This window comes from Oceanobacillus polygoni (assembly GCF_008304605.1).
In the GTDB taxonomy this organism is placed as follows: domain Bacteria; phylum Bacillota; class Bacilli; order Bacillales; family Amphibacillaceae; genus Oceanobacillus; species Oceanobacillus polygoni.
The window spans coordinates 460692-477362 of sequence record NZ_PIJY01000024.1 but is presented as its reverse complement, the minus strand read 5'-3'; the positions used below and the strand labels follow the sequence as shown (position 1 = coordinate 477362).

Here is a 16671-nt window from a genome sequence, read left to right as displayed (position 1 = left end):
CAAGATCAAACTCTCCATAAAAGTGTTTGTAATACTTAGCTGTTGTAGAAGCTGACTTCTACTTGTTTTAAAAAGAAAACTTGGTTTCCTTTTTCTTGACATACTGGTTGTTTTGTTCAGTTTTCAAAGAGCAAATTTTGTCGCCTTCATTCAGCAACTAACTTTATTATTACACTAGCACACTTGCAATCAAACAATAAATCCGAAAAACGAATCAATTCCGACATCTTATTGCTAGTGGATGTTTATCATAACATTATTCATAAATGCTTGTCAACACTTTTTTAAAAAATCTGTCGAATATACTTGGAAGTTGAAAACTTATGTAACATGTTTGCTTCCGAACAGCAAAATTTATATTACACACCTATAGCATAAAATGCAATACCTAAATAAAAAGAAGTTATTTTCAGAATTACTGAAAATAACTTCTTCTTCACTAACCGACGATAACTTCGCCTTCCCACTCCAACATGCCGCCTTTCATATTGGAAACCTTAAACCCTTGTTCATCCATATATTTAGATGCATTCATACTCCTTGCCCCTGATCGACAAACAAGAATGTACGATTTGTTTTTATCTAAGTCAGCTACCGCTTCTGGTATATCTCCCAATGGAATATGCTTCGCCTTTTCGATAATTCCTTGGGCAACTTCTTCATCTTCTCGTACATCAATGATAATAATTTCTTTATCATCTATCATTTTTTCAACTTCTTTAGGTGTTACTTCATTTATTTCTGACATTTTGCCATCTCCCTTAATGTTTTCAATTCCAATTTTACGTATTTCACGAATAGGATGCAAACACGATGCGCAACCTACTAGAAACAATTTTATTACTAGGGTTAATACATGATAATAATTATCACAAAGTATCAATTGAGCGAGATTGTGATATTTCAGATTAAGGAAGTGATACACGTTGAAATATTTTTTTCTACTATTAATAGCCTTTCCTACGATTGTATTTGCTGCTGAATCAAAGCCAGAAGACAGTATATTAATTGAATCATATCAGGTTGATATAACGGGTGATGGAGAAGTAGAAACGATTGAATTAATGGGAAAGCTTTTCGCCCCGGATGCTCAATATTATCAAGATATTTGGGCAGACATCCGTTCTTCCAATGAACAAGAATGGAAAATCAACTATGGTGGTGGTTATGAACCTGAACTTCAATTTATTGACCTGAATCACGATGGAATAAAAGATATCTTTTATCAAAGCCCGACTGGTGGGAGTGGCGGTTTATACACTTCTTTCTTGCACACATTAGCAAATCAGGAATTAACAGAAATCCCATTACCCGAACAGCGGTATGTTAGTGGAAAATTTGAAGAAAACTTTCAAGTCATCATTGAAATTGTCCCTAATGGTAAGCCAATTGTGATGGATGTTAAAGACCGTGCAGAGGATTATATACGTCTTGGGATTTATGATAAAGAACGCAACCTTTTAAAGCCAACTTCATTAATGATTGATCCAATTGCTTTTTATGAACCAATATCGATTAGCGAAAGTAAAGGATATGGTCTAAAAAGCTATCAACAAATTAGTGGCGCCTATCATGCTGATCGGCTTGGGACAATTGAAACATTGTGGTATTACGAAAATGGCGAGTGGATTATTTTACAAACGAATTGGGTTCCATCAAGTTAAATATATTTATTCCTTTAACCAAAAAGATCTCCTCTATAAAAATAGAAGGAGATCTTTTTGGTTTCATTTAATTCGCTACGACGTTAACTAATTTCCCTGGAACAACGATTACTTTTCGAATTGTTTTTCCTTCAATCCATTTTTGCAATCCTTCATCTGCTAGTGCTACTTTTTCCAAGTCTTCTTTCGAAATATCTTTCGGCACACTTAATTTCGAACGAACTTTACCCATCACTTGAAGTACAACCTCTACTTCATCTTCCACTAATTTTGCTGCATCAAAGACCGGCCATTCTTCGTAGGTAATCGTATCTGTGTGACCAAGTTGTTCCCAAATTTCTTCAGCAACATGCGGGGCAACTGGAGAAAGCATCTTTACAAACCCTTCTACATACGCTTTTGGAATTTGATCTGCTTTGTAGCCTTCATTAATAAATACCATCATTTGTGATATTCCGGTATTAAAATGAAGATTTTCAAAGTCCTCAGTCACCTTTTTCACGGTTTCATGGTACACCTTATCTAAATCCGTATTTTCTGCATCCACAATTTTCTCGGAAAGTGTACCATCATCATTCATAAACAATCTCCATGTACGATCAAGGAATCTTCTAGCGCCATCTAATCCATTCGTTGACCAAGCAACAGATGCATCCAATGGTCCCATAAACATTTCATAAAGGCGTAATGTATCTGCACCATGAGATGTTACAATATCATCCGGGTTTACAACATTACCTTTAGATTTACTCATTTTCTCGTTACCTTCACCAAGAATCATCCCTTGGTTAAATAACTTTTGGAATGGTTCTTTTGTTGATACAACTCCAATGTCATACAAGAACTTATGCCAGAAACGTGCGTATAGTAGATGAAGTACGGCATGCTCTGCGCCACCGATATAAATATCAATTGGCAACCATTTTTCTAATGCAGCTGGATCAGCTAGTTGTTCGGTATTTTTCGGATCAATGTATCTTAAGAAATACCAGCAGCTACCTGCCCATTGTGGCATTGTGTTCGTTTCGCGACGCCCTTTCATTCCCGTTTTCTGGTCAACAACATTTACCCAGTCACTGTTATTGGCAAGCGGAGATTCTCCTGTACCAGATGGTTTTATTTCTGACATCACTGGTAATTCCAATGGAAGCTCCTCTTCTGGAACAGCTGACATTGTTCCATCCTCCCAATGGATGATCGGAATCGGTTCTCCCCAATAACGTTGTCTCGCAAATAACCAATCGCGCAGGCGATACGTAATTTTCTGCTCTCCCTTTCCTTCAGCGACAAGCCATTCAATCATTTTTGAGATCGCCTCGTCTTTTCCAAGCCCATCTAAGAAGCTTGAATTGACATGCTCTCCATCACCAGTAAATGCTTCTTTTGTAATATCCCCACCTGAAACTACTTCCACAATTGGCAATTCAAATTTTGTTGCAAATTCATAGTCCCGCTCATCATGTGCCGGAACAGCCATGATTGCTCCTGTACCATAAGACATCAATACATAATCCGCAATCCAAATTGGCATTTTTTCATTATTTACTGGGTTAATCGCATATGCACCAGTAAATACACCTGTTTTATCTTTTGCTAGATCCGTACGCTCCAAATCTGATTTCGTTTGGACTTCGTTCAAGTAAGCATCTACTGCAGATTTTTGTTCTGCACTTGTTATTTTTTCAATAAACGGATGTTCTGGAGCAAGCACTGCATACGTAGCACCAAATAATGTATCTGGACGTGTCGTAAACACAGTAAATTCTTCATTGTGACCATCTATTGCAAACGTTACTTCCGCACCTTCTGAGCGACCAATCCAGTTACGTTGCATTTCTTTTAGGCTATCTGGCCAATCTAAATCATCTAGATCTTCCAGCAATCGATCCGCATACGCTGTAATTTTCAGCATCCACTGCTTCATTGGTTTACGAACTACCGGATGTCCACCACGTTCACTTTTCCCATCAATTACTTCTTCATTTGCCAAAACTGTACCTAATGCTGGACACCAGTTCACTGCAACTTCATCAATATAGGCAAGTCCTTTTTCATAAAGCTTAATGAAAATCCATTGCGTCCATTTATAATAGTTCGGATCTGTTGTATCCAGTTCGCGATCCCAATCATAGGAAAAGCCAAGCTCTTGAATTTGGCGTTTGAATGTCGCGATATTCTTTGCTGTAAATTCAGCTGGACTATTCCCTGTATCAATTGCATATTGTTCTGCTGGAAGCCCAAATGCATCCCAGCCCATCGGGTGCATTACTTCGTATCCTTGCATTCGTTTCATCCGCGACAAAATATCTGTTGCCGTATAGCCTTCTGGATGCCCAACATGCAGCCCTACGCCTGATGGGTACGGGAACATATCCAATGCATAGAACTTTTCTTTTTCAGAAAAGGTTTCCGTTTTAAACGTTTTATTTTCAAGCCAATGCTTTTGCCACTTTTTCTCAATTTGTTGATGGTTAAAGCTCATCTAATATTCCTTCCTTTCACAGTAAAACTCTTGTATTTTGCCATAAAAAAAGCCACTCATCCCTACAAAAGGGACGAGAAGCTATATCTCCCGCGGTACCACCCAAATTAACGCATCCATTCGCGTTCACTTGTTATCCTTAACGTGGATAGGACGGCAGGAATTACTCGTTTCACTCCTGCAACATTAAAGGCGAGTTCATAAAATCTTTCAACGGCAGTTTCCACCGAGCACTGCCTCTCTATGCCTGAAAAAAATTACTACTAATCCTTATCAAAGTCGTTAGATTATTTAACCGAATTATAATGAATCCAGTAACTATTGTCAAGATAACCTCCGTTTTCATACTTGATTCCGTTGCATGCATCCAAAATCCTTACATTTCTTGATTTTTACTTTCATGATAAAATAGAGAGATAAAATCTATTTAAGAAGGAACGTGCTACGTTTATGTTAAAAGGAATTCTTAATTATGCTCATTATTTACTAGAAGGGTCTATTCATTCGGGTGAAAAGGTGATTGACGCTACATGCGGAAATGGAAATGACACATTATTTCTAAGTAAGCTCGTTGGTGAGAAGGGACATGTGTACGCATTCGATATACAAGACCAAGCAATTGCAAATACGAGAAAAGCATTAATTAATAATAACTGTTCCAATGTTTCTTTAATTCATGACAGTCATGAAAGAATTCTTGATTATTTCCCTAAGGACAAAGAAGTCGCGGGTGCCATTTTCAACCTTGGGTATTTACCAAGAAGTGATAAGTCCGTAATTACAACACCTGACTCAACAGTAAGTGCAGTCAATGCTATTTTAAACCGACTAAAAAAAGATGGACTTGTCGTACTTGTTGTTTATCACGGTCACGAAGGTGGAAAAGAAGAAAAGGAAGGTCTATTAAAGTACTTGCTTCAATTAGACCAGAAACAGTTTAATGTTCTGCGCTATGGTTTTATTAATCAAAAAAATGATCCACCTTTTATACTGGCTGTTCAACGAAAAGTTGCTAGGATTGAAAATCAATAACAACGAGCTTGGAGCATTATACAATCCCCGAGAATCTTGACGTATTATTACAATTTATATACAATTAACAAAATACTCAAGAATCCTAAAAGGGGGAAGTTTCTACATGAGGAAAATTAGTCTAATCAGTTTAATGTTTGCATTTGCTTTATTTTTAGCAGCTTGTGGTACAAGTAATGACTCACCAGAAGATAATAATGCTTCAGATTCCGATTCTGCAGGAGATGGAGAGGTTTATTCTGTCGGTATTGATGTTACATACCCACCATTTGAATATCAAGAAGGTGGAGATTATAAAGGGATCGATATCGATTTAATTCATGCAATCGCAGAGGACCAAGGCTTTGAAATCGAGTTGGAAGCAATGGACTTTGGCGGAATCATTCCAGCAATGCAAGCAGGACAGCTTGATATCGCAATCGCTGGCATGAGTATTACGGATGAAAGAAAAGAAATTGTTGATTTCTCTGAACCTTACTTCGAAGCAGGAATAACACTTGTTGTTAATGAAAACAACGATACTATTACAAGAGTTGAAGACTTAGAAGGACAAACTGTCGCAGTAAAAAACGGAACATCTGGCGCTAAATGGGCAGAAGATAACAAAGGTGATTACGGATTTGATACAATCCAAGTTTCAGATAGTACATCCATGTTCCAGGAAGTAACGAACGGGACTGCCGATGCTTTGATTGAAGATTATCCAGTTATCGCATACGCAATTGCCACAGATGATCTTAACTTAAAAATAGTTGGAGATCGCTTAAATGGTGATTTCTACGGCATTGCAGTACTAAAAGGTGAAAATGGCGAACTGCTACAAAAAATCAATGACGGCTTAGCCAACTTGAGAGAGAATGGCGAGTACGACGAAATTATCAATACGTACATCGAACAATAAAATTATTCGCGGCGCGCTCCTGCAGCGCGCTGATTTTTTGCAAGTAGGAAAGTATATACCTGCATAAGTGCAACTAAGGCATTCACCAAGCTTTTAGGCGGATGCCAAGTTTTCTAATCATGAAGGAGTGACAATATGCAAGTCATTTTTGATTCTCTGCCTTACCTTTTGGAAGGGTTAAGAGTAACGCTTTATATATTTTGTGTAGCTATTGTCTTAGGTTTTATTTTAGGTCTACTATTAGCCTTGCTTCGATTAGCTCCGATAAAGGTACTTAATTGGATAGCCAAAATATTTATCGATGCTATCCGCGGAACCCCGATACTCGTGCAATTATTTTTCTTCTATTATGGATTGAATTCATTAGAGTTCGTATCGTTAGATCGTACAACTGCCGGTATCATAACAGTAGCAATTAATGCCGGGGCATATTTCGCAGAGAATATTCGCGCTGGTATTCAATCGATGGACAAAGGTCAAACCGAGGCCGCAAGATCACTCGGCCTTACAGCAACGCAAAATATGAGGTATATTATCCTACCACAAGCATTCAGAAGGATGCTCCCAACATTTACCAATCAGGCGATTATTAGTTTGAAGGACACTTCCCTACTCTCTATCATCGGTATTGCTGACTTGACACAGCAAGGGAATGTTGTCATTGCATCAACCTTCAAAGCTTTTGAAATCTGGCTAGCTGTAGGTGTGATGTACTTCGTCATGATTTACCTACTGTCCTTATTATCCAGTTACCTGGAAAGGAGATTTGAATTACGATGACTACGATGATTGAAGTGAAAAACTTACAAAAGAAGTATGGTGACTTAGAAGTTCTGCAAGATATTTCTGCAAACATTAAAGAAAAAGAAGTTGTATGTATTATTGGCGCGTCTGGTTCAGGAAAAAGCACATTCCTACGCTGTATGAACCGACTAGAGGACATTACCTCAGGCCAAGTTATCATTAATGGACAAGATGTTACGGATAAAAGTATTAATATCAATAAAATAAGACAAGAAGTCGGCATGGTTTTTCAGCATTTCAACCTCTTCCCACATAAAACTGTTATGCAAAATATTATCCTTGCACCGATGAAAACAAGAGGAATTTCTAAAGAGGAAGCTGTAAAAAAAGGACAAGAGCTTCTAGCGAAAGTAGGATTAAGTGATAAAGCGGATAGCTACCCAGGATCATTGTCTGGTGGTCAAAAACAACGTGTTGCGATTGCTCGTGCACTTGCGATGAATCCGAAGGTTATGTTGTTCGACGAACCAACATCTGCCCTTGATCCAGAAATGGTCGGTGATGTTCTTGAAGTTATGAAAGAACTTGCCCACGAAGGGATGACAATGGTTGTCGTCACACATGAAATGGGCTTCGCCCGAGAAGTTGCTGATCGCGTACTCTTTATCGACAAAGGAGTAATCGTTGAAGAAAACGAACCCGTTGAGCTTTTCAGTAACCCTCAGCATGAGCGTACACAATCGTTTCTAAGTAAAGTGTTATAATGATAGCAGGAGCTAGATTCTCATTGGAGATGACGGCTCCTTTTTAAGTTAGTTCGTGAATTTGCTAAAATCAATGAAGAACAGAAATTAGCGCGCTTATTTAACTCGTGCTAATTCCATATTCTAAACAACGCAACAATTCCTTGGATAATAATTCGCACCAGAAATATAAAAAGTTCTGGTACAAATAAGAGAATATCTAGAATCCTGTCCCACTTCGTTTTGTTTTCTTTTCCCCTTCTCCTTATTGAATTCATACGATAAGTACACATCCTTCCAAAGGCTCATGTATCTATTCATACGATGCAAACTATAATTGGTTTCGGTTTCGATCATGTAATTTTACGTACAATCCTATTAACTTTTCTCTTTCAATCTAGAAAATGCCTCTCTTATAAAACTAAGCGCTAGTATTGCAGTAACAAGCGTACCAGCAAAGAAAGCAATCGCATAGGACATTATGTTTTCCGGATCAACTTGATTATTTATTTCAAATGACAGGAATTGAACTGTGATTGCATCCCCTTCTTTTGAGGCGCCAATCAATTCCAATCCTGTTTGTAGTGTAGTAATTGCAAGGTAAGTCAAAAATATCGCTAGCAACCAGCGAATGATAGTACCCATCTTCCCTCTCCTTTTTTAATTATAATGACTCGTTATTCCGATAATAGATTAATAAATCTGCCCAACGACCACGTTCATAGGAAAATTCATTCCTTGTACATTCGTAAATAAACCCAGCACTTTCTGCTAATCGAATTGACGGTTCATTATCCGTATTGATATGCAGTTCGATACGATGATAGTTTAATTGCTTAAAAAATAATTGCGTGGCAGCAATAACACTTTCCTTCCCATATCCATTTTTCCAAAACTGATTATGTATAAAATATCCCATCATCGCCCATTGGTATTTCGCCCGTAATATTGTCGATAACTCGATAGTGCCAACATTAGCTCCATCTTCTTTTCGAAAGACGCCTAAAATATACATTTCATCTTTTTTCGCACCTTCATGAAACCCTTGAATCCATTTATTAAACCAGTCCTTTGTAAAACGAGACATGTCTATATAACCCTCATCGTATTTGGATTGAGATGGCAATCGTCGACTGAATTGCGTATACCAATTCACATAATCCTGCTTCTGATACGGTCGAATTATTAATCGTTTTGTTTCGTACGTTAAATCTGGGACTTTCATGACTTCACCCCTTTTTTATTATCCTTGGAACAAATGATGCAGAAGTCTGTCTTTATCATCAAAAAACTGTTTCATTACTTTATAATGCTCGGTATCTTCTAATCTTTGTTTTTCCATCCCATCCTTTGTAAGCTGGATAATAACAGCATCTGGATAAGCCATGAGAATCGGAGAATGTGTAGAAATGATAAATTGTGACCCTTGATTAACGAGCTCATGAATTCTGGCAAGCATGGATAATTGTCTTAATGGGGATAATGCTGCTTCTGGCTCATCAAGAATATACAATCCTTGGCCACGGAAGCGATTGGTAAATGCAGCAAAGAAAGATTCACCATGTGATTGCTCATGGAGCGACGTACCACCAAATGAATCGATAATTCGTGAGCCTCCAAAAGAGGATGCGTCCATTTCCTCAATATTGCTCGCAACATTGTAAAACGATTCAGCTCTGAAGAAGAAGCTATCATTGGGCAGATAAGGTCCTTTTGCGATTCTTAAAAACTGATCTAAATTCGAATGCGAGTCGAAGCTTGAGAAATTAAAATTCTTTGTGCCGCCTTCTGGGTTAAATCCAAGTGCAATTGCAATCCCTTCAAGCAAGGTTGATTTCCCCATCCCATTTTCTCCCACAATATAGGTTACGTTCGGATGGAACAATAGCTTTTTTAGATTCTTTATAACAGGAAGATTGAATGGGAATGTATTCCATGAATGAATGTGATCTTTACGTAATTGAAGCTCTTTAATATACTGATCCTCTTGAGTTAATCTCATTTTTTACTCCCTTTACGGATATGTATTGAAGTCATGCCTTATGCATAGGAGCAAAAGCAAACTCCTTGTACTTCCTAATCCCAATGATTGAAAACAGCCTGCCCTACTGTTTTAGGATTCCAATACACCAAATCAACTAATTCTTCTTTACATAAATCATTCTCGTTAAGCAAAGCACCCTTTTTACGCCCTGGTCTTAGTTGAATTCGCTCATTCAGTTCCGCTTGCTGTAAAACCGTATAATAAGGTGCGAATTGTCTGGTCAGTGTTGGTTCATCAATAAATGTTAGCTTAAAATAATCAACCTCACTTGCAACAGCAAGGTAGCGATGATTCTCATTTAAGAGCAGGTGCAATCGCTCTTTGAAAACTTCAAGCTCGACATGAAAATAATTCGTATCGATTTGCGGTTCTGAAAAAGCTAATACGCGTCCATCTAGCTGTGCAATCAGCGTATAGCATAATTGCTTAAATTCCTTGCCAGCCGGTTTTGGAAAATGATCATCTACGTTATGGTTTTTTCCAGTGATTCCTCTCTGGAGAATCATATAATCCCCTCCGTTTCTTTACTGATTTGAATCAACTGATTACCAAATTGTTTTTGCATCCTCAAGCTTATCCAGCTCAACCGGTAGCTTTTGCATCGACGATGGACAAGCCGTATTATATTCCTTGATTTTCTTATTAATTTTCTTAATGTCTTTTTCCGTTTTAGCAGCATGCACCATGGTTGCAATTTCTTTTTGCAATTTTAGCCAGTAAGGCAAGTATCCTGCATCCTTTGCAATCTGCTGGAAGTTTTGAAAAACATCTCTTTCCACATAGCCTTTTGGCAACGGCTTTCCCGCACCCTTTAAGTCAAAATTATCCTTTTCACCAGCCGCCTCGAGTATATCACCGATTAAATCATTATACTTTTTATCCACTGCCATTCCCCTTTTCGATCATATGGATTGCTTCACTTATTCAAGTAAATCTCACATAACTTATATGGTAAATAATATGCAAGTTGATTTAATAATTGAACCAACTCAACCGGGGGCAACAAGCTCCACCTTTATTCTATCTGGATCCTCGAAAAAAACAGCATAATGCTCCTTCCCCCCTGCAAATGGATGTAGCTCCTTATATAAAATAGAAATGCCCTTTTGTCTTAATTGCCATGTTATTAAATCAACATGTTCACGTGAATCAGCGTAAAAAGCAAGATGATTAAGCCCAACCTGTTTTCGATGATACGAAACATCAAAATAAATTTCTTCCGCCTGAACAAAAACAAGATAACTTTCCCCTAGCTTCCAACTTCGTCCTTTATTCCAAGTTTGGTAAAGCTCATATCCCAATTTCTCCAAGAACCAGCCCCAAAACGCAACCGAGTTTTCTAGATTGGAAACATTTATCTCCACATGATGAATAAGACCCTTTGACATCGTTTATTCTCCCTATTTTAGTTTTTCAATCTACCATATTATATTTCGCTATTTCTTTCATAAATTCCTTTATTTCATACAGCTTCTAACTAAAATCAAGCATTAACTTGAAAAGTTTTCCCTTCTGTAACAGCATACTATGAAACTCTTTTCAACCCATAGGTATAAATATGCTGCCTTGTTGGCATAATTCTAACAAAATACTTTCTATTATCGTCTCCTCCATGTAAAATAGAAATAAAAATGGTCGAAAGTAGTGATATTGATTGGTTCATAAACGATGGTTTCAAGTAATGCTTTTTTTAATTATGCTTTTTCTCTTAATCTGGCTTGTTTCAATTACACATTTCATCTTTTTTCCAGTTATTAGATTAATTGGTGCTGTCGCCCTTCCAATTATTGGTGCTGGTATTTTGTATTATTTAACGAAGCCATTAATGCATCTGTTCATGCTCCTAAAAATAAATAAGATTTTTTCGATTATTTTTGTGTACTTAACACTTATCTTAATTGGAACGTTATTCATTATATTCATTTGGCCGATTGCTCAAAATCAATTCACTACGATGATTGATAGCATCCCACAAATGGTAAAGCTCGCTGAAGAAACGATTCAGTGGGTACAGAAAAACTACGAAGCCATTCCAGTACAAGCAGTTTCAATGATTAATGACTTCGTCGCTGATCTCCCATCACACCTGGAAGGGATTGCAAATAATATCCCTAGCTTTATTGGTGGGTTCTTAGGGCAAGTCGTTTCGATTGCAATGGGAATTGTTCTTATTCCATTCTTCCTTTTCTTCATGCTGAAGGATGGGGATAAATTAATTCCATTTATCACGCAAGTATTCAGTAAGAAAAAAGCAGATAACGTTCGTAGCCTGTTAGTTAAGATGGACAATGTTTTATCTTCGTTCATCCAAGGACAACTGCTTGTTAGTTTCTTTGTTGGAGTCTTGCTATTAATTGGCTATCTCATTATCGGGTTGGAGTATGCTTTAGCGTTCGCCCTTTTCGGAATGATCACCAATGTTATTCCTTTCCTAGGTCCGTATTTAGCAGTAATTCCAGCATTAATTGTTGGTGGATTTCAGGATCCAATGAATCTCTTTTGGATTTCCTTAATTATGTTCGTTGCGCAGCAAATTGAGAGTTCAGTCATTTCACCGAATGTTATGGGGCAAGTATTGCAACTGCATCCGCTAACGGTGATAACAGTTATCCTTGCTGCTGGCAGCATTGCAGGTTTCCTCGGTATTTTATTCGCCGTACCTTTCTATGCATTGCTTCGAACAATCATTATGCATTTCTATAACACGTATCGAGATTCTAAGAAAGATAAGAAAGATGCATTGATATAACGATACGTTTGCATGAACCGCGAAGAAATTGAGTTTTCTTCGCGGCTTTTTATTTTTGGGCTCTGGCACTTTAAAATTCAACGACAGTCAATTCGTTCGTTGCATAAGTCCGAGATCTATTTTTGTTGTTTCAACAATGGTTTATCGGTTATAGACACTGGGATTTACCGAATGCTTTTCGATCGGTTACTTATCACCTCTTTGTGTTGAGTTGTCGTATCAGTTGAATCCTCTTTCGTTTGAGGACTCATTTCCCCTCTGAGATACCGAATAAATTAAATCCCTCTTCGGTCGGGCAGTTATCATGATTACCTGTTATAAGAAGTAATCAAGTACTCCATTTCTAAAAATTACACGATAACTCTTGCATAACAAGGTAATATTGCATATACTAAAAACATACCTTGTAATACAAGACTTATATTCTAATACCCATATACCTTGCAATACAAGATAAAGGAGGGTTTGAAAACGTGTCAACAACACAGATGATGAAGGGGATTTTAGATGGTTGTATTCTTGCCATTATTAAGAATAAGGAAGTTTACGGCTATGAGCTAGCTGAGAAATTAGAAGACTATGGTTTTTCCAACTTCAGTGAAGGTACGATCTACCCCTTATTATTACGAATGCAAAAAGAAAAATTAGTAACCTCCACTTTAAAAAAATCCACAGCAGGGCCTAAGCGGAAATATTATCGGCTCACAGAAAATGGAGAACAAGAGTTACAAAATTTTATAGAAAGATGGGAAATCTTGCAGACAAACGTTAACCATGTTTTAGCACATGAAACAAAAAAGGGAAAGGGAGTTTAAAAATGTTGCATGAAAACATACAGCTATCTAAAAAAAGTAAGCAATTTTTAGAAAACCTTCGCGTCTACCTTTTTTCAAGCGGTAAAAAGGAAAAAGAGATTGATGAAATCGTCGAAGAACTAGAGGATCATTTAATGCAGGCAGAGAAAAACGGGAAATCCATAGAACATATTATTGGTCAATCTCCAGAAGCCTACATGGAGCAGCTTGCTAGTGAAATGCCCATCGACGTTAAAGCTTGGATGAAATATATTCCAATGATTCTATTTGGTGCTTTCTCATTCATTATTGTTAGAGATTTATTTGAAGGAACGCTTTCCTACTCACTATTGGAGATTTTTGGCTTCCTAATCATAGCCATCTTATTCTTAACAATCATATCCCTTGTATTTCGATATATTGCCGGAAAAAACCTAGCCGCTGGAAAGCAATTTGCTATTCTTTATCCTGCTGCACTGCTGCCGCTCGCTCTTTTTGTCGGACTAATTTTTCTTAACCAACAGGTTACAACACCCGTCATTAACTTTGGCGTGGTCGGAACGATTATCATTGGTGCTTTCACAATGATTTTCATCATCGGCTTTTCCATTTGGTCCAAAACCTGGGTCCTTCCCATTGTTTTAGCATTTGTGACGCTTCCAGATTACCTGCTCGATTTTACATCGTTAACAGAATCTGCCCGAATAATTACAGGCACATGCATTACATTTGGTTGTATTCTTATTTACCTCTGGATTTCAAGTAAACTAGCGAAAGTCTAGCATAAAAAGGGGATTATCGATTGTTTTTTCAAGCGATAATCCCCTTCTATTTGTTACACATCTTCCCCCGCTTCACTTGGATACCTCTCCTGTAAAAATTCGACAGACTGACGGATCAATGCTTTCAAAACGTCTACGTTAATATCAGCAACTTTATTAATATACACACAGGCTTTTCCAGTTGTATGCTTGCCGAAATCCGTTAGCAGATCCTCCCTCCTGTCATCGCCTGCAGCAAAATATAAGCTATGCTTTGCTCTTCGTGGTGAGAACCCTACTAATGGCGCATCCCCTTCGTGACCAGATGCGTATTTATAATGATAGGAACCAAATCCAATAATGGTCGTACCCCACATTTTAGCCGGTTGGCCAGTTGTTTCTGTAAAAATTTCAAGTAGCTTATAAGCATCCTCCCGCTTCTTTGCATTGTCAATATCCTCAATAAAAGCAATAACATCTCGATCATTTTCCTTCATTTTTTGCTCATACATCTTACATGTTCCCTCTCTTTCCCTCTGCTTTATAGTACATGCGTATATTCCAATTAAACATTTTGGCAGTAACTCCCCCAGCTTGTAGTAGAGTCTTTCGCATTTCCTCGCCATATGGAATCGTTTTTATTTTTTTATCACCTAAGTATAAGCCAATCAAGCCTTGATGGATCATTTCATGAAATTTTTGATCTGGCAATCCACGCACATCTGTTTTTGTCTGTTCAATAAAATAAAGGAAGCGCTCTTTCATTTTATTCCAATTCTCGTAATAACTGCAAAAGTTAAGGTCACCTTCATCATGATCCTCTTGTTGGTCGATGTAGTAATCGAGCAGAATATGCAACCCTTGCATGTAAGGGAAATAACCATCGAAAATAGCTTGTGCTGTATTTGGCTTTATTTTTCCACCTAGTCCGTATGATACAAGACAAAAAATTCCTAACGTTGAACCACTCGCAGCTGAAAATTCATACCATGTGAGATTTTTATTCACATCTTTATTATTTTCAAACCACGTCGTTAAACGCGGAATTCGTTCGTTTACCTGTACATGCTTATGAACCTGTAAATCTGCGTATAGTCCCTGTAGCTTCACAAGTTGATCCTGGATCTGTTCTAAGCAAGCTAAATCGCTTAACGTTTCTTGGCATGTTTGAACTAACTCTGCAAGATAACCTCCATCAGCTTGGTCATCTCGCATTTCATAATAATTTTTCAATGGATTCATAGGAATTAAAGCGTCTTTCATTGCTTCATGAAGCATGCGAAAATCATTTGGATCAAGTGACGTACTTCGATCACAAAGATTATCCAAGTAATCGCTAATCGTTTGATAAGCGACAATAAAGCGAACTGCTTCTTTTTCCCTTTTACCAGCAAGCAGCGCATAGACGCTCCCACCTTGGCAATGAAATCGCTTTAAACGTATGCTAGCAAGTGCTTGCTCAATCAACTCTTCATTCGGTATTTGCTCCGCTCTACGCTTCCAGTATTCCATTTCCTCATCTACCATTGGAAAGATTCGTTTAAACACGATTCGTAATAATGTAATCGCATTTTTAGGTACCTTTGTCAATCCATTTCCTCCGTTCCAACTGGTGAAATTTGCTATAATCATTATAGCACCATATTCATTAGGAAAACAAAAACAAGGGGATGTAATCATGATTGAGCCTTACAAAAATATTTATCCAACTATTCACGATACTGTTTTTATCGCAAAGGATGTCGTTATAAATGGCGACGTTACGATCGATGAGGATTCTAGCATCTGGTTTAAGACGGTAATTCGTGGTGACGTTGCCCCGACTCGGATTGGGAAACGCGTTAACATACAGGATTTTTGCATGCTGCACCAAAGCCCAGATAAGACGCTTCTGATTGAAGATGATGTCTCAATCGGTCATCAAGTTACCTTACACTCCGCTACCGTTCGGAAAAACGCCTTAATTGGAATGGGATCGATTATCTTGGATGGTGCTGAAATCGGGGAAAATGCGTTTGTTGGGGCTGGGAGTCTTGTTCCACCAGGAAAAAAAGTTCCTCCCAACACATTAGTAATGGGACGACCAGCGAAGGTTGTACGTGAGCTTACAGAAGCTGATTACGCCGAAATGGAACGAGTTCGTAGATCGTATGTGGAAAAAGGGAAGTATTATAAGGAACATACAAATATGGGACGTTAATCATAGATGGAGCTTGAAATAAATTCAAGCTCCATCTATTTTGCAATGTTATAAATTTAACATGCCAAAGAAAGATGATTTCCATGTTATCACAAGAAGCGCAATAATAAATACTAACTGGCTAAGTGTAAAAAGATAATCATTTTTCTCTTTTACATACTTCCATTCCATATATGCTCGGAATAATTCCTGTACGACTGTAAAGGAAAACCCAATTAAAAATAAAGAGAAAGAAATGTCCGTACTAAAATCCGAGGCATTTTTAATTAAAAAAATGACAGCAATCACAATTGCGAATACGGAAAACACCCTTAATCCAATATCATACTTTTTATGTATATCATTAACATAATTATTTGAGAACCATTTTTTACGTTCGACACGCAAGACCTTTCTCATTATCCAACTAAATATAAAAATGATTAAAGCGAGCACTCCTACTAGGATAAAAAGGTCCATTACCAAATTATTATTGCCTTCATAAACGTACATAACTACCCTCGCTTTCCTTTGAATCGTTCTCCCCTACCCACAATTTTTTTACTAAGAACTACTAT

Annotated in this window: 20 protein-coding genes and 1 other annotated feature; of the genes, 9 read left to right on the top strand and 11 right to left on the bottom strand. The window is 37.6% G+C overall.

Features of this window, described 5'->3' with window-relative positions:
• Positions 1-439 precede the first annotated feature (439 nt).
• A complete protein-coding gene (locus F1560_RS11510) occupies positions 440-748 on the bottom strand; it encodes a rhodanese-like domain-containing protein (RefSeq protein WP_149474752.1) in 309 nt (102 codons plus the stop codon).
• A gap of 178 nt (positions 749-926) precedes the next feature.
• On the opposite strand from F1560_RS11510, the gene F1560_RS11505 reads away from it, so the two are divergent.
• Positions 927-1664 (top strand): hypothetical protein, encoded by a 738-nt coding sequence (locus F1560_RS11505; RefSeq protein WP_149474751.1) that lies wholly within the window; start codon positions 927-929, stop codon positions 1662-1664.
• Positions 1665-1731: 67 nt separating this feature from the next.
• On the opposite strand, the gene leuS is transcribed toward F1560_RS11505, so the two are convergent.
• A complete protein-coding gene (gene leuS / locus F1560_RS11500) occupies positions 1732-4146 on the bottom strand; it encodes a leucine--tRNA ligase (protein ID WP_149474750.1) in 2415 nt (804 codons plus the stop codon).
• A 66-nt stretch (positions 4147-4212) separates the two neighbouring features.
• Positions 4213-4432: a binding site (T-box leader), on the bottom strand.
• Between the two features lie 164 nt (positions 4433-4596).
• On the opposite strand from leuS, the gene mnmM reads away from it, so the two are divergent.
• The 4 genes from mnmM (at position 4597) to F1560_RS11480 (ending at position 7587) form a co-directional block, all read left to right on the top strand.
• Positions 4597-5178 (top strand): tRNA 5-(aminomethyl)-2-thiouridylate-methyltransferase MnmM, encoded by a 582-nt coding sequence (mnmM, locus tag F1560_RS11495; RefSeq protein ID WP_149474749.1) that lies wholly within the window; start codon positions 4597-4599, stop codon positions 5176-5178.
• A gap of 106 nt (positions 5179-5284) precedes the next feature.
• Positions 5285-6079: a transporter substrate-binding domain-containing protein gene (locus F1560_RS11490; RefSeq protein WP_149474748.1), complete on the top strand. Its 795-nt coding sequence runs from the start codon at positions 5285-5287 to the stop codon at positions 6077-6079.
• Between the two features lie 135 nt (positions 6080-6214).
• Entirely contained in the window at positions 6215-6859 is a 645-nt protein-coding gene (locus F1560_RS11485; RefSeq protein WP_149474747.1) for an amino acid ABC transporter permease, read from the top strand.
• Between the two features lie 5 nt (positions 6860-6864).
• Positions 6865-7587: an amino acid ABC transporter ATP-binding protein gene (locus F1560_RS11480; RefSeq protein WP_149474778.1), complete on the top strand. Its 723-nt coding sequence runs from the start codon at positions 6865-6867 to the stop codon at positions 7585-7587.
• A gap of 357 nt (positions 7588-7944) precedes the next feature.
• Here the strand turns inward: F1560_RS11480 and F1560_RS11475 are convergent, their stop codons facing one another.
• The 6 genes from F1560_RS11475 to F1560_RS11450 form a co-directional block, all read right to left on the bottom strand.
• Positions 7945-8211, bottom strand: coding sequence for a hypothetical protein (locus F1560_RS11475; protein ID WP_149474746.1), 267 nt, complete (start codon positions 8209-8211; stop codon positions 7945-7947).
• Positions 8212-8230: 19 nt separating this feature from the next.
• Positions 8231-8791, bottom strand: a complete 561-nt coding sequence (locus tag F1560_RS11470) for a GNAT family N-acetyltransferase (protein WP_149474745.1) — start codon at positions 8789-8791, stop codon at positions 8231-8233.
• Between the two features lie 18 nt (positions 8792-8809).
• Positions 8810-9568, bottom strand: a complete 759-nt coding sequence (locus F1560_RS11465) for an AAA family ATPase (RefSeq protein WP_149474744.1) — start codon at positions 9566-9568, stop codon at positions 8810-8812.
• 74 nt (positions 9569-9642) lie between these two features.
• Positions 9643-10116 carry a hypothetical protein gene (locus F1560_RS11460; RefSeq protein WP_149474743.1) on the bottom strand — a complete coding sequence of 158 codons (474 nt, stop codon included), beginning with the start codon at positions 10114-10116 and terminating at the stop codon, positions 9643-9645.
• Between the two features lie 39 nt (positions 10117-10155).
• Positions 10156-10494, bottom strand: a complete 339-nt coding sequence (locus F1560_RS11455; protein ID WP_149474742.1) for a DnaJ family domain-containing protein — start codon at positions 10492-10494, stop codon at positions 10156-10158.
• A gap of 105 nt (positions 10495-10599) precedes the next feature.
• Positions 10600-10998, bottom strand: coding sequence for a VOC family protein (locus F1560_RS11450; protein WP_149474741.1), 399 nt, complete (start codon positions 10996-10998; stop codon positions 10600-10602).
• A gap of 266 nt (positions 10999-11264) precedes the next feature.
• Between F1560_RS11450 and F1560_RS11445 the strand changes: the two genes are divergently transcribed.
• The 3 genes from F1560_RS11445 (at position 11265) to F1560_RS11435 (ending at position 13935) form a co-directional block, all read left to right on the top strand.
• On the top strand, positions 11265-12359 hold the full coding sequence (locus tag F1560_RS11445; RefSeq protein WP_149474740.1) for an AI-2E family transporter: 1095 nt from the start codon (positions 11265-11267) through the stop codon (positions 12357-12359).
• Positions 12360-12847: 488 nt separating this feature from the next.
• Positions 12848-13174 carry a PadR family transcriptional regulator gene (locus tag F1560_RS11440; RefSeq protein WP_149474777.1) on the top strand — a complete coding sequence of 109 codons (327 nt, stop codon included), beginning with the start codon at positions 12848-12850 and terminating at the stop codon, positions 13172-13174.
• Positions 13175-13176: 2 nt separating this feature from the next.
• Positions 13177-13935, top strand: coding sequence for an HAAS domain-containing protein (locus F1560_RS11435; RefSeq protein WP_149474739.1), 759 nt, complete (start codon positions 13177-13179; stop codon positions 13933-13935).
• 53 nt (positions 13936-13988) lie between these two features.
• On the opposite strand, the gene F1560_RS11430 is transcribed toward F1560_RS11435, so the two are convergent.
• Both F1560_RS11430 and F1560_RS11425 read right to left on the bottom strand, forming a co-directional pair.
• Positions 13989-14426, bottom strand: a complete 438-nt coding sequence (locus tag F1560_RS11430) for a DUF1801 domain-containing protein (protein ID WP_149474738.1) — start codon at positions 14424-14426, stop codon at positions 13989-13991.
• A 1-nt stretch (position 14427) separates the two neighbouring features.
• Complete coding sequence (locus F1560_RS11425; protein WP_245347613.1) at positions 14428-15504, bottom strand: tetraprenyl-beta-curcumene synthase family protein; 1077 nt, start codon at positions 15502-15504, stop codon at positions 14428-14430.
• 85 nt (positions 15505-15589) lie between these two features.
• Between F1560_RS11425 and F1560_RS11420 the strand changes: the two genes are divergently transcribed.
• Positions 15590-16114: a gamma carbonic anhydrase gene (locus F1560_RS11420; protein ID WP_246811933.1), complete on the top strand. Its 525-nt coding sequence runs from the start codon at positions 15590-15592 to the stop codon at positions 16112-16114.
• A gap of 48 nt (positions 16115-16162) precedes the next feature.
• Here F1560_RS11420 and F1560_RS11415 read toward each other — a convergent pair whose 3' ends face one another.
• Positions 16163-16606, bottom strand: coding sequence for a DUF4181 domain-containing protein (locus tag F1560_RS11415; protein WP_149474735.1), 444 nt, complete (start codon positions 16604-16606; stop codon positions 16163-16165).
• Positions 16607-16671 lie beyond the last annotated feature (65 nt).

Coding starts and splice junctions, on each gene's coding strand:
- F1560_RS11510 (WP_149474752.1), bottom strand. CDS start 748: ATGTCAGAAATAAATGAAGTAACACCTAAAGAAGTTGAAAAAATGATA.
- leuS (WP_149474750.1), bottom strand. CDS start 4,146: ATGAGCTTTAACCATCAACAAATTGAGAAAAAGTGGCAAAAGCATTGG.
- mnmM (WP_149474749.1), top strand. CDS start 4,597: ATGTTAAAAGGAATTCTTAATTATGCTCATTATTTACTAGAAGGGTCT.
- F1560_RS11490 (WP_149474748.1), top strand. CDS start 5,285: ATGAGGAAAATTAGTCTAATCAGTTTAATGTTTGCATTTGCTTTATTT.
- F1560_RS11485 (WP_149474747.1), top strand. CDS start 6,215: ATGCAAGTCATTTTTGATTCTCTGCCTTACCTTTTGGAAGGGTTAAGA.
- F1560_RS11480 (WP_149474778.1), top strand. CDS start 6,865: ATGATTGAAGTGAAAAACTTACAAAAGAAGTATGGTGACTTAGAAGTT.
- F1560_RS11475 (WP_149474746.1), bottom strand. CDS start 8,211: ATGGGTACTATCATTCGCTGGTTGCTAGCGATATTTTTGACTTACCTT.
- F1560_RS11470 (WP_149474745.1), bottom strand. CDS start 8,791: ATGAAAGTCCCAGATTTAACGTACGAAACAAAACGATTAATAATTCGA.
- F1560_RS11465 (WP_149474744.1), bottom strand. CDS start 9,568: ATGAGATTAACTCAAGAGGATCAGTATATTAAAGAGCTTCAATTACGT.
- F1560_RS11460 (WP_149474743.1), bottom strand. CDS start 10,116: ATGATTCTCCAGAGAGGAATCACTGGAAAAAACCATAACGTAGATGAT.
- F1560_RS11450 (WP_149474741.1), bottom strand. CDS start 10,998: ATGTCAAAGGGTCTTATTCATCATGTGGAGATAAATGTTTCCAATCTA.
- F1560_RS11440 (WP_149474777.1), top strand. CDS start 12,848: ATGATGAAGGGGATTTTAGATGGTTGTATTCTTGCCATTATTAAGAAT.
- F1560_RS11435 (WP_149474739.1), top strand. CDS start 13,177: ATGTTGCATGAAAACATACAGCTATCTAAAAAAAGTAAGCAATTTTTA.
- F1560_RS11430 (WP_149474738.1), bottom strand. CDS start 14,426: ATGTATGAGCAAAAAATGAAGGAAAATGATCGAGATGTTATTGCTTTT.
- F1560_RS11415 (WP_149474735.1), bottom strand. CDS start 16,606: ATGTACGTTTATGAAGGCAATAATAATTTGGTAATGGACCTTTTTATC.